The organism is Caballeronia sp. LP006, assembly GCF_031450995.1.
Lineage (GTDB): Bacteria > Pseudomonadota > Gammaproteobacteria > Burkholderiales > Burkholderiaceae > Caballeronia.
The window spans coordinates 360,294-373,316 of sequence record NZ_JARTVW010000003.1 but is presented as its reverse complement, the minus strand read 5'-3'; the positions used below and the strand labels follow the sequence as shown (position 1 = coordinate 373,316).

At 62.0% G+C, this 13,023-nt stretch carries 9 protein-coding genes; 4 read left to right on the top strand and 5 right to left on the bottom strand.

The genetic code is table 11. From position 1 onward, the window contains the following. Positions 1-29: 29 nt before the first annotated feature. The 4 genes from P9250_RS06385 to P9250_RS06370 are packed head-to-tail and all read right to left on the bottom strand — an operon-like array spanning position 30 to position 5,320. Positions 30-1,718, bottom strand: a complete 1,689-nt coding sequence (locus tag P9250_RS06385; protein ID WP_310391829.1) for an ABC transporter ATP-binding protein — start codon at positions 1,716-1,718, stop codon at positions 30-32. Between the two features lie 11 nt (positions 1,719-1,729). Continuing rightward, entirely contained in the window at positions 1,730-2,680 is a 951-nt protein-coding gene (locus P9250_RS06380; RefSeq protein ID WP_310391827.1) for an ABC transporter permease, read from the bottom strand. Positions 2,681-2,724: 44 nt separating this feature from the next. Next, complete coding sequence (locus tag P9250_RS06375) at positions 2,725-3,705, bottom strand: ABC transporter permease (RefSeq protein WP_244830895.1); 981 nt, start codon at positions 3,703-3,705, stop codon at positions 2,725-2,727. A 10-nt stretch (positions 3,706-3,715) separates the two neighbouring features. Next, a complete protein-coding gene (locus P9250_RS06370; RefSeq protein WP_310391824.1) occupies positions 3,716-5,320 on the bottom strand; it encodes an ABC transporter substrate-binding protein in 1,605 nt (534 codons plus the stop codon). Positions 5,321-5,792: 472 nt separating this feature from the next. Here P9250_RS06370 and P9250_RS06365 point away from each other — a divergent pair, with 472 nt between their 5' ends. From P9250_RS06365 to P9250_RS06350, 4 genes are all read left to right on the top strand, one after another. Further along, positions 5,793-8,054, top strand: a complete 2,262-nt coding sequence (locus P9250_RS06365) for a multicopper oxidase domain-containing protein (protein WP_309846930.1) — start codon at positions 5,793-5,795, stop codon at positions 8,052-8,054. Positions 8,055-8,090: 36 nt separating this feature from the next. Further along, the gene (gene prpF / locus P9250_RS06360) at positions 8,091-9,293 is read left to right on the top strand and encodes a 2-methylaconitate cis-trans isomerase PrpF (protein WP_409014816.1); all 1,203 of its coding nucleotides are present in this window, start codon (positions 8,091-8,093) and stop codon (positions 9,291-9,293) included. 62 nt (positions 9,294-9,355) lie between these two features. Further along, positions 9,356-10,546: an AAA family ATPase gene (locus P9250_RS06355; protein WP_310391820.1), complete on the top strand. Its 1,191-nt coding sequence runs from the start codon at positions 9,356-9,358 to the stop codon at positions 10,544-10,546. Next, entirely contained in the window at positions 10,543-12,216 is a 1,674-nt protein-coding gene (locus tag P9250_RS06350) for a cobaltochelatase CobT-related protein (RefSeq protein WP_310391818.1), read from the top strand. Before P9250_RS06355 ends, P9250_RS06350 begins: the two co-directional genes overlap by 4 nt. Here the strand turns inward: P9250_RS06350 and P9250_RS06345 are convergent. Continuing rightward, complete coding sequence (locus tag P9250_RS06345) at positions 12,213-12,995, bottom strand: helix-turn-helix transcriptional regulator (RefSeq protein ID WP_310391816.1); 783 nt, start codon at positions 12,993-12,995, stop codon at positions 12,213-12,215. The two genes, P9250_RS06350 and P9250_RS06345, sit on opposite strands and share 4 nt — an antisense overlap. Positions 12,996-13,023 lie beyond the last annotated feature (28 nt).

Here is a 13,023-nt window from a genome sequence, read left to right as displayed (position 1 = left end):
ACCTTCTTCCTTGTTTGAATGGTTCTGTGTCATGCGGCTTCCGCATCGAATTGCTTCACCGGAATGGCTTCGAGCAGCGTGCGCGTATAAGCATGCCGCGGCGCTCGCCATATCTCGCGATGATGTCCACTCTCTACGATGCGTCCGCCCTGCATCACATGCACGCGGTCCGCGATATAGCGCACCACCGAAAGATCGTGCGAGATGAAGAGATACGCAAGCCCGAGATCGCGCTTGAGTTCGACCAGCAGATTGAGAATCTGCGCCTGTATGGATACGTCGAGCGCGGACACGGGTTCATCGCAGATGAGAAGCGCGGGTTCGAGAATCAGCGCACGCGCAATGCCTATGCGCTGACGCTGACCGCCCGAAAATTCATGCGGATAGCGCCCGAGCGCGGCACTGGGCAAACCGACGCGATCGAGAATGGCCGCAGCGCGTGCACGCCGTGTCTTCCCATCGCCGATGCCATTTACTTCGAGCACCGCTTCGAGTATTTCACCCACGCTACGGCGCGGATTGAGCGACGCATACGGGTCCTGGAACACCATCTGCACCTGACGGCGCAGCGGGCGCAAGGCACGTTCGGAAAGCGGTGCGAGGTCGGTGCCGCGCAGTTGGATCGCGCCGGCAGCGGACGGCACGAGCCGCATGATCGCCTTCGATAGCGTGGACTTTCCGCAACCCGATTCGCCAACGAGACCGACCGTCTCACCGCGTGCGATGTCGAACGACACGCCATCGACCGCACGCAGCAAGTCCTTGCCATGACGATGCGCGTAATGCACCGATAAATCCCGCACTGAAAGCAAGGGCACATCGTCCGCCTGTGCGGTCGGCACGATCCGATGCGGCGCAAGCGGCGTAACGTCGAAGACGGGCTTACCGTCTTCGGTGACGGTGTGCCTTATCTCCGGCAGCTTCCACTCGCGATAATGCAACTCGCCGGACAGATTCAACGAGGCCCCGAGCAATCCCCGTGTATAGGCATGGCTGGGCGCGGTAAAAAGCTGCTCCACGCTCGCTTCCTCGACCTTCTCGCCCGCAAGCATCACCGCCACCCGGTCCGCATGGTTCGCGACGACGCCGAGGTCGTGCGTGATGAGCAACAACGACATCGAGAGTTCGCGCCGCAGCTCCGCGAGCAATTCGAGGATGCGCGCCTGAATGGTTACATCGAGCGCGGTGGTGGGTTCATCGGCGATGAGAAGACGCGGTCTGCACGCCACCGCCATGGCGATCATCACGCGCTGACGTTGCCCGCCCGAAAGCTCATGCGGATAGTCGGACACGCGCCGCTGCGGCTCGGGAATATGCACGAGGTCGAGCAATTCGATGGCACGTTTATGCGCGGCTTCCTTCGAGAGCGCCTCATGCTGCCGCAAGGTCTCGACGATCTGCGCGCCGATCGACAGCATCGGATTGAGCGATGTCATCGGCTCCTGGAAGATCATCGATATCTGTCGGCCGCGCATCGCACGCATTTCACGTGGGGCCAGCGCAAGCAGATCGCGTTCGTCGAAACGCACGCTGCCCGTCACGCAGCCGGGCTCCGGCACGAGACGCATGAGCGAAAGCGCGGTCGCGGACTTGCCGCAGCCCGATTCGCCGACGAGTGCCAGCGTCTCGCCTTCCGCGATATCGAGGTCGATGCCGCGCACCGCGTGGTGCGCGCCGAAGCTCACGCGCAGGTCGCGCACTTCAAGTAGATTGGCCACGTCGCGCCTCGTCATGGTCGTTCGCGCATGCGCGGGTTGAGTGCGTCGTTGAGCCCGTCGCCGAGCAGGTTCAATGCGAGCACGGCGAGCACGATGGCCGCGCCCGGTATCGCCGTCAGATACCACGCGGTACGCAGCGAATCGCGTCCCGCGCCGATCATGCCGCCCCACGTGACGACGTTCGGGTCGCCCATGCCGAGAAACGAAAGCGACGATTCGATCAGGATGGCGCTCGCCACCATCACGGATGCAGTGACGATCACCGGCGGCAACGCGTTCGGCAGAATCTCGCCGAAGATGATGCGCGCGTTGCTGAAGCCCTGGCTGCGCGCCGCAAGCACGAAGTCCGACTGACGCAAGGTGCGGAACTCGGCACGCACGATTCGCGCGACCGTGGGCCACGAAGCAATGCCGATGGCAAGCGCAATGATCGTCACGCTGGGCCGTCCTATAGCGACTATCACGATCACAAGCAGGAACGACGGCACGGTCTGAAAGAGTTCGGTGATACGCACGAGCAGATCATCGACGAGACCGCCGAAGAAGCCGCCGATAGCGCCCACGAGCGTGCCGATCAACAAGCCGATCGCAGCCGCCGATGCGCCGATCAGTAGCGACACGCGCGTGCCGTGGGCTACGCCCGCGGCGACATCTCGGCCAAGCGAATCGGTGCCGAGGCGATACATCGGATCGGCGCCAGGCCATTCGAATGGAAGCGCAACCATGTCGAGCGGATCGCCCGGAAAGAAGTGCGGCGCGCTCAACGCAAGCACAATGAACGCCGCGAGCAACACGAGTCCCGCAAGCGCCGAAGGGTTGCGCAATAACGCGTGCCATGCGCCACGCCGCGCGCGGGCCGTGGGTGCGCCTCCACCACGGCGGGTGCCGAACAACGCGCCCGCGAGCTGACGTCGCCAGGGCGAGGCATGGGATGAAGCGAGTTCGGGGGAATCGGAAGCCATGCGTCCTCGAATGAATGTCAGGCGTGTCGGGCGTGCCGGGCGTATCAGGCTATACGCGGATCGAGCCATGCCTGCAACAGATCGACCACCACGTTCGCCACGATCACGAGCAGCGACGAAAGCAGCAGCACGCCGAGCAGAACGCTGAAGTCGCGCGCCATGACGGCATCGAGCGCGAGGCGGCCAAGCCCTGGCCAACTGAACACCGTCTCGGTCACGGCCGCGCCGCCGAGCAAGGTACCGAAGTGAATGCCGACCATCGTCGTGAGCGGCATCAGCGCATTGCGCAGCACATGCCGCACGGTGACGCGCAACGGATGCAATCCTTTTGCATGCGCCGTGCGCACGAAGTCCTGCCGCTGCACTTCGAGCATGGCGGCGCGCGTGAGACGCGCGTAGATCGCGACGAAGAACGTGGCGAGCGTGACCGCGGGCAACAGCACGTGCTTGCCGATATCGGCCAGATAAGCGAAGCCATGCAGGTTCGCGCCAACCGTCACGTCGCCGCCGCTCGGCAGCCAGCCGAGATGCACCGAGAACAGCACGATGGCGAGAAGCCCGATCCAGAAGCCCGGCGTCGAATAGAGCAACAACGCAAGCACGGACAGCACACGGTCCGGCCACTTGCCGGCCCAATGCGCCATGACCGCGCCGAGTACGATGCCCGCCACGATTGCAATGCCAAGTGCCGCGCCCATCAGAATGAGTGTATTGGGCAACCGCGAAAGGATCAGCTGCATGACGGGCGCGTCGTAACGCGGCGAGAAACCAAGACTGCCGTGCGCGAGATGCGAGAGATACGACCACAACTGATGGAGCACCGTCTGATCGAGACCGAACTTCGCGCGCAATGCTTGCAAGCTCTCCGTCGTGGCCGAGCCGGACTCTCCCGCGATGACATCGGCGGCATCGCCCGGCATGAGCTTCAGCAGGAAGAAGTTGAGGATCACGATGGCAAGCATCGTCGGCACGGCTTGCCAGGCCGTGCGGCGAACGATGGCGGCGAGGCGCGTGCGTCGGCTCATGTGGATGCCTTCACGCGCTCAGCCAGACATCGGCGAGATTGCCTTCCAGACCTTGCGCCGACACCGTGTGGTTATGCACGCGCTTGTTGGCGACCGTGATCATGCGCGGCGCGATGAGGTTCAGAACAGGCAAGTCGCGATTCACGATCTGCTGGAACTGCTGATAAAGCGCGACCCGTTTGCCTTCATCCGTTTCCACGGATGCCGATTCGAGCAGCGTATCGACTTCCGCATTGCTGTAGTGCGGCGCATTGGAAAACGGCACGCCCGGACGAATATTCTTCGACCAATAAAGACGCTGCACGCCCACGCTCGGATCGAACAGCGTATTCACGCCTATGCTGGTGAAGTCGAACTGGCGGTCCGCATACACGCGCTTCAGGAACGAAGGCAAGTCCTGCGAGCGCACTGTCACGTCGATCCCCACGCGCGAGAGCGCCGACTTCACATAGTCCGCCTGACGCCGATGCATATCGCCATAAGGCAGGAAGTCATGCGTGAGACTGAAACGCGGCCCGCCGTTCTTGCGCGGATAACCCGCCGCATCGAGCAGCTTCTCGGCGCTCGCCGTATCGAACGCATAGGGCGTGATCTTGGCGTCGTGATAGGGCGATGCAGGCGTGATCGGTGTCGGCGAAATATCGGCGTAACCGTATGCAATCGTGCGCTGCACTATCTGCGGATTGATGGCGTGCGCAATGGCCTGACGCACGCGCAGATCCTTCAGGATCGGATGATTGAGATTGAAGTCGATCTCCGATTGCGGCTGAAGAAAACGATACCCGCGCGTTTCCGTGGCAAGCTGCGGCAGTTGCCCAAGACGCGGCAAGTCCGTGAGCGGCACCGGATTCTCGCCGCCGAGATCGAGCGCGCCGGTTTCGAACGCAGCGGAACGCGCCGCCGCATCGGGAATGACCTTGAACACGAGCGAATCGATATACGGCTTGCCCGCATCCCAGTAGTCCGGGTTGCGCTCATAGACGATATTCGCGCCGCGTGTCCACGACTTGAAGCGGAACGGTCCCGTGCCGACGGGTGCGTTGTTGTGCGGATTCGAGAGCGGGTCGCCCGTGGCGTAGAGATGCTTCGGGACCATCGGCGATTCGCCCGCCGACAACGCCTTCAACAGATACGGTGCGGGCTTCGACAATTCGATCACGGCGGTGCGCGCATCGGGAGTCGAGACCTTCACCACGTTGGCAAACGTGCTACGCCCGCGAGGATGGATCGACTTAAGCAAATCGATGGAAAACGCGACGTCGGCCGAGCTGAACGGCTGGCCGTCGTGCCATTTGACGTTCTCGCGCAGCGTGAACGTGTACTTGAGACCGTCCGGGCTTACGTTCCATGCGGTCGCCAATTGCGCTTTCGGTTTCAGATCGAAGTCGTAGGCGAGCAAGCCTTCCAGCACTTTCGAGCTGGCGACGAGCGCGGGTCCCGTCGTCTGAAAGATGGACACGAGCACGGGCGGCTCGGGATTGATCAGCATGTTGAGCGTGCCGCCGCGCTTCGGACTTCCGGCGTCGCCCTGAGCGAACGCCAGTGAGGACAGGCTTGCGGACGCGAGCGCCGCGCCCGATGAAATGAGAAATCCCCGTCGATCGATGCCTGCCATGTATTGCCGTTCCTTTGTTTCGTCTGTCGTCGATGATCTTGGCGGCGTTGCTGGGCTGCTGCCGCAGCGCACACGTTAAAACGCCGTCACGCGGACGCGAACGAATCGATTTGCATATGCAAAAGCACGAACGGGTGGAAAGCTTATGACGGGATTGGGAGTGCGCGGACGACTTCGCCCAATCGTCAGACATGAATCCGTGGCATTGATGCGATGAATTTCGTCGCATCTGAAGATTGTTTCGGGTTCCGATCTAATTCCATGCAAGCGATGACGCCGAGGCATCGCCCTTCGGTTTCCTTTCATATTCCCCTCTCAGGGATTTGAACGCCAACCGGCTTTTACCGTCTCGCTCGGGTCATCGTGTGGTGAAGCGAACAGATCGAAAAAGATTAGGGATACGACATTCTTCCAATCACCTAATGTCATCTTGCAGCGAGCCAACCGTGTTCGTCCATGCAAGGAGCGGATCATGAAATCCCTCGTTCGTCGTTTCAAAAGCGCTCTGCCGATCGTGCTTCTTGCTTGTGCATTCGCGCCCGCTATGAGCTTCGCGCAGAGCACGTCGAGCACGCTGACCACACGTTCGTTCGACGATCTCAGCGACGACTCCGACACCACGGCGGACAACACAGCGGTCGCAACGCCGGGCGGGCTTGCTTCGATACTTGCGCGGCTTCAGTGCTTGCAAGGGCTGAATCCATCGGGTAATTCGGCCTCGGTCACGCTGTCGGTGCAAAAGGGCAGCTACCGCATCTACAACCCCTCCACCAACGCCTTCGATACCGTGTCGATGCGTTCGTACAATGGCTGCCCATCCGGGCCGACCATCAGCATCAAGCCGGGCGCCACGCTCAGACTAAAGCTCAACAACAGGTTGCAGGTGAACGATCCCGTGGACGACTGCCCGGACAATCCGGATCACTCCACGCCGCATTGCTTCAATCACACGAACATCCATACGCACGGTCTGCATGTCTCGCCTTCCGGCAAGTCGGACAACGTGCTGCTGACGGTGCTGCCTCAGCAGTCGCAGCAATACGTCTACAACATTCCGTCGACGCATCCCTCCGGCACGTTCTGGTATCACGCGCATCTGCACGGCTCGACTGCCATCGATGTCGCGAGCGGCATGGCCGGCGTGCTGATCGTGCGCGGTTCACGTCAGGCGCGCCGTGGCGTCGTCGATGGCAGCGCCGATATCGACACCATCCTGCATCGCCGCTTCCTGCTGTTACCCTTGCCGATGCGCGAACACGTCATGCTGTTTCAGCAGATCGAATACGGCTGCTTCAGCGACGCGCAATCCACCGTGCCATTGGCCGACCCGACCACTTTCGAATGGATCTGCCCATCTGGCAAGATCGGCGAGATCCGCGGCTATACGAACCAGCTTTCCTTCGTTCAGGACCCGCGGCCCGGTCACACGGGCCAGTTCAATTCGACGTGGCAAATATCCGGCCGTTATACGCAGATCAACGGCGTGGTTCAGCCAGTCTTTCCGAGCGCCACGACCTTCGTACCCGCAGGCGAAGTGCGCCGTCTTCGCATGGTGCATGGCGGCAATCGCGACACCATCAATGTGAAGATCGTGCGTGCAAATCTCTCGGCCGTTGGCGTGGCGGATTCGCAGTCCTTGAGCGCGGCGCAGGTCAACACGGCGACGAGCGCGGCAGCCTCGGCGCTCGCGAAGGACAACACCAAGACGTCGCAGTCCCTGACGCTCGATCAACTCTGCAGCGGTGAAACCGTCAAGCAACTCGAGTTCGCCGAAGACGGCATCACCATGAACGCGATGGTCGAAAAGGACGTCAATTCGATGAACCCCGGCTACCGCAGCGACGTGCTCGTGGCCTTTCCATCGCCGGGCGTGTATTGCATACTCGACGAAGCCGCCTCGGCTTCCGCGACCATCAACTTCAGAACCAATTCATCGAAGGCGAAGGACCGGCGTCTGTTGTCGCTCGCGCGTGTCGGTCCCGGCGTCAACATTCCGAACACCACGGTCGGCAATCACTCGCGCTACTGGCAATACATTCGCAATCAACTGGTCGCGGCCAATCCCACGCTCGCGGAACCCGCGAAGACGGATCTCGCATCGCTTACGTTGCGAGCGTTCGCGCCCAGTGTGCCGGTCGATGGCAAGGTGGTCAACGTCGTGCCTGCCGTGTTCGACATCAAGCCGCCCGCATTCACCATCAACGGCAAGAGCTACGATCCGAGCGTCACTGCTTACACCGGCGTGCTCGGCAACATCGATCAATGGAACGTCTCCGCCACGGCCTTCGCCACACACGTGTTTCACATTCACACGAATCCGTTCAGGATCATCGACATCAAGAACGCAGCCGGCAACTCCATTTTCAATGGCTCGGGGGGTTGCACCGACGAAGAGCTTCAAACCGGCGACACGGAGTACTGCAACCTGCAAGGCGTGGAGCGCGATACGCTTTTCATCAAGGCCGGGTATCAGCTTTCCATGCGCACGATCTATCAGGACTTCACGGGCGAATTCGTCATGCATTGCCATATCCTCGATCACGAAGATCGCGGCATGATGGAGAACGTCAGTATCGTCTCGCCGATGACAGCCTATCTGCAACGCGTGACCGCGCCGTTCGCTACTGCATCGGCAAACGCGGGCAAGTGGCTCGCGCGTCTGCGCGGCGAGGATGAAACGCAAGTCGCGCTGGCAGCCTCGCTGTGTTCGGCGAAAGACTATGCCAGGCGTTGAGATGGTTTTGTAAGTTATCCGGGTCGGGACGTTTTGATGTTTAATGAAGACATCGAATGCGTGCACACCCGGAGAATCATCTTGGCTCAGTCGAAGTTTCAGGCCGTCTACATGCGCGGCGGCACCAGCAAAGGCGTATTTTTTCGCGACGACTGGCTACCCGCCGACGCTGCCGTGCGCGACGCCGTCCTGCTACGCGTGATCGGCAGCCCCGACCCTTATGGCCAGCATATCGACGGCTTGGGCGGCGCGACCTCCAGCACGAGCAAGGTCGTGATCATCGGTCCTTCCTCGCGTGAAGATTGCGACGTGGACTATCGCTTCGGTCAGGTCGCCATCGACCGGCCGGTGGTCGACTGGTCCGGCAATTGCGGCAACTTGACTGCGGCGGTCGGTCCGTTCGCCATCGCGCAGGGTCTCGTCGATGCCCCGCGTAACGGCACGGCCACCGTGCGCATCTGGCAGGCGAATATCGGCGCGAAGATCATCGCGCATGTGCCGATAAAAGACGGCGAAGTGGTCGAAGAAGGCGACTTCGAACTCGACGGCGTGACCTTCCCCGCAGCCGAGATCAAGATCGAATTCCTCGATCCAGCCGGCGATGCAAACGAGAGCATGTTTCCGACCGGCAACGCTATCGACGTGCTCGACGTGCCCGGCGTCGGCTCGGTCGAAATGACCATGATCAACGCGGGAAACCCGGCCATTTTCGTGGATGCGGCATCGCTCGACTTGAAAGGCAGTGAACTGCAGCGCGACGTGAACAGCGACAGCGCCTTGCTGCAACGAGCCGAAGCCATTCGCGCTCACGCCGCGGTGCGCATGGGTCTCGCCGCGTCAGCCGACGAAGCCACGCAATCGCGCCCGCATACCCCGAAGCTCGCCTTCGTCGCGAAGCCCGCGAGCTATGTCGCATCGAGCGGCAAGCATGTCGATGCGAGCGCGCTCGACATCAACGCGCGCATCTTTTCCATGGGCAAGCTGCATCACGCGATGACGGGCACGGGCGCCGTGGCTATCGCCGTCGCGGCGGCCATTCCGGGGACGGTCGTCAACCGGCTCGTCGCGAATGCGCACGCACCGGTGCGCTTCGGGCATCCTTCCGGCAGTCTCGAAGTGGGCGCGAAAGCCGAGCAACGCGACGGAAGCTGGACCGTGACGAAAGCCATCATGAGCCGCAGCGCGCGGCGTCTGATGGAAGGTTTCGTCTTCGTGCCGTCGTCGGTCACGATGAAGTAAGCTGGACGTGGCGTGACTTTTGGTGCACCCTCGCACAGGTCATCGCCCGTGCCTCGCCTTTCATGAACGCCTCTTTCGAATCTTCCACGCGCGACGCGTCTCACGTCGGCGTCTATGTTCATCCCGCCGATGCAAACGCCGGCCAATGGACCGTCAGTCACGCGGACCGGCCGCATCTGTATCGCATCCTGCATCGTCTGAATGCGGGCGAAGTCCGTGTCGATACAGTGGTCGATCTCGACAATCTCGAAGCCAAGCTGCAAAAGTGGCGGCGTGAAGGCTTCGTGAAGCATCGGGAAGATCAGGCGTCTTCGCCTAATCGTCATGCGTTCATGCAGGACTTGAAGTGCGCGGCCGTTGCAAGCGTGGGCGTCGTGAGCATGGTGGACAGCACGGTCATCGACTCCGTGCCCATGCCGACGGGTGCGGGCGGACCCTTCGTTCCCGCACGGAACCCGGCCTATCTCTTCGCGGCACGCTCACGCGACATCCTCTTGGACATCGTCGAGAACCGGCGCCTCTTGCTGATCGGGCATACGGGAACGGGCAAGACGAGCCTCATCGAACAAGTCGCCGCGCATACGAATCAGGGCGTGCTGCGCTCGAACATGAACGGCCAGACGACAGTCGGCGACTTCGTCGGCTTCTGGACCGTCAAGGGCGGCGAGACCATCTGGATCGACGGCGTATTGCCCACCGCCATGCGCGAAGGTCTCTGGCTGATCGTCGACGAAGTGGACTTCGCCGAACCCGCGATACTCGCCGTCCTCACCGCCGTGCTGGAACCCGGCGGACGTCTCCTGCTCAAGGAGAAGGGCAACGAGATCGTGACGCCGCATCCCTCGTTTAGATTGTTTGCGACAGCCAATGCAGTCGGCGCGATGAGTCAATATCGGCACTTGTATCAGGGCGCCAACGTGATGAACGAGGCGTTCCTCGACCGCTGGCGCGTGTATCAATTCGACTACCTTTCTCCCACCGATGAAGCCGAGGTGCTCGTGCGTACCTTCGGTGAGGGCGTGAGCGCATCCATGGCGACGACGCTTGCCTCCATCGCGGCGGACTGTCGCGCTGCCTTCGCGCGCGAAGATCTGTCGAGCGCGTTCTCCACGCGCAGGCTGCTCGACTGGACCGCGCTCATGCTGAGAAGCGGCGACCCGGAAGCCGCCGCGGGTCCGACGATCTACGCCAAGGTCAGCGCCGAGGACGCCGCGTTGATCCGCGATATCGTGCAGCATTACATCGCGAGATGAACGCATCGACGCCGATGGATGACGACAATCTCGCGAAGCTCGCGCGCACGCTGGCTCGTCGTGACGATCTGGAAATCGGCTTCTCACCGGACGGGCCTGTCGTGCGCGGCAAGCTGCTTTTGCTGCCGGATACGCTCGACCCGACGACGCAAAACGACACGGTTAAGGGCTATCTCGACTTGCTCGTCGCGCGGCATTGTCATTGCGATTCAGACGCACTCGACAAGACGGCAGCAGGTGCACGCGGTATCGCTCGCGCACTCGACGACAGACGCGCGTGCGCCCTTCTGCTCGATGCTTACCCCGGTGCCGAAGCGTTATTGCGTTCGTACCGCGAGCATCGGCAGGAACTCGTGCTTGGTGGCTGGCAGAAGCTCAGTTGGCGCGAGCAATTTGCTTGGCGCGTCGAACGCGCGCTCTGGAACGAGCAAGCGACGGCCGTGGAGGACACGCCATCGTTGGGCACGGCGCTTCATGTGATGGAAGATATCCTGCGCGAAGGGCGTGCGAGCGTATCGACGGAACAAAGCGTGCGTCTTGCAATGCGCACGCTCGAACGCATTGCAGCGCTATCGGCGGGCGACATCAACAACATGATGTTCATCGTGGACCACGAGTCGGCATCCGAGCCCGAATACGACGCAAGCAGCGAAGAGTCGACGCCCGCGCATTCCAGCGCGGCGCCACTCGACGATTCCTCGCCCGATTCTCAAGGCGATGCCATCGCGCCCGAACGCAATGCATCGCCGATCGAACGACCGACACGCTCCGTTCCCCTCACCACGGAATTCGATCGCGTGACCGATCTCACCGGCATGGGCGACCCCACCGCATGGCGCAAGCTGCGCACGCTGGCGCGCGCACAAACAGGGCCGTTGAAGGCACGTCTTGAACGCGCATTGAAGGCCGACGAACAAACGCACTGGCAGCGCGAACAGGAACGCGGCGAACTCGACCGGCCGTCGCTCGTGCGTCTTGCAACATCGCCTGGCTATCGCACGCCGTTTCGTGCGGCACGCGCGCGTCCCGGCCGCGATGCCGCCGTCACGCTGCTGATCGATCGAAGCGGCTCCATGGCTGGACGCAAGATCGAACTTGCACGGCTATGCGCGACCGCGCTGTGCGACGCGCTCGAACAACTCGGCTTCGCATGCGAAGTGCTGGGCTATAGCTCGATAGAAGACGCGGACATGCGCGCTTATTACGAGCGCTGGCTCTCTAGTGGACACACGCCGCCCGAAGGCTTCAATCGCTTTGTCGAAAGACTCGATTTGCAAGTCTTTAAGCGCTTCGATTCGGCCAATCTCAGCGGGCTTGCGCGCATAGCATGCGGCCACGAAAATCCCGATGGCGAAGCGCTGACCTGGGCCGCCGAACGATTGCTCGCGAGACGTGCGCGCCGTCGCATACTGATGGTTTTGTCGGACGGTTATCCGGCGACGGGAGAAGGTCATCCCGCGCTTTTGCGTAGCGATCTGCGCGAGCGTGTGCGCGAAGTGCTCGCGCGTAAAGTGGAACTCATCGGTATCGGAATACTCGATGACGCGGTCGAAGAGTTATATCCCGTATGCAGCGTCGTGAAAGAGCTTCAGCAGTTGCCCGCGGCGGCGTTCGAAGTGCTGGGGCAGACACTGCTCGGGCATCGGGAATGGATGTTGGAACACATCTAAACGCGCTTCATCGCCGTATAGCGGCCGGGCGTCGTGCCGAAGGTGCGGCGAAACACATCGATGAATGCGCTGATGTTTTCATAGCCGAGTTCCAGCGCGATGATCGTCACCGGCGCGCCATCCGCCACGCGTTCCAGCGAACGCAACATGCGTGCTTGCTGACGCCACTGCGCGAAGGTCAACCCCGTATCCGCGATGAAGCGACGGCTCAACGTCCGAGCCGACACGCCTGCCCACGCGGCCCATTCTTCCAGACGGCGATTGTCCGCGAGATCGCGGCCGAGCGCATCCGTTATCTTGACGAGCGCGGCATCGGCGGGACGCGGCAGATGAAGCGGCTCTTCGTGCGCAGCCGCGAGTTCGTCGATTATGACATCCGCGATACGCGCCTGCGATGCATCGAGCGGTTCGCCCGGCCATGTCGCCGCGCGATGCACGGCCTCGCGCATGAGCGCGCTTGCGCGGATGGCTCGCGGTTCCTTCGGCAAGGCCTCGCAGCGCGCTTCGGCAATGAACACGCTCCATCCCGCGAACGGCCCGAAAGAGCGCACCGAATGCGCGCGATGCGGCGGAATCCAGATCGCATGAATGGCGGGCACGACCCAGCGGTGAGATTCGAGACCTATCGACATCAGGCCGCTCAACGCGCCCATCAACTGTCCGCGCGCGTGACTGTGCAGGGACATTTCGCGCGGCGCGGCTTGCGTGAGTTCGGCGGCAGCGAGAAAAGGCCCGTCTGGCGAAGTGACGAGGTCGGGGCGAATGAGCGGTGTAGTCATGGCCGGTTTGCCGTATCGATTGGCTTTT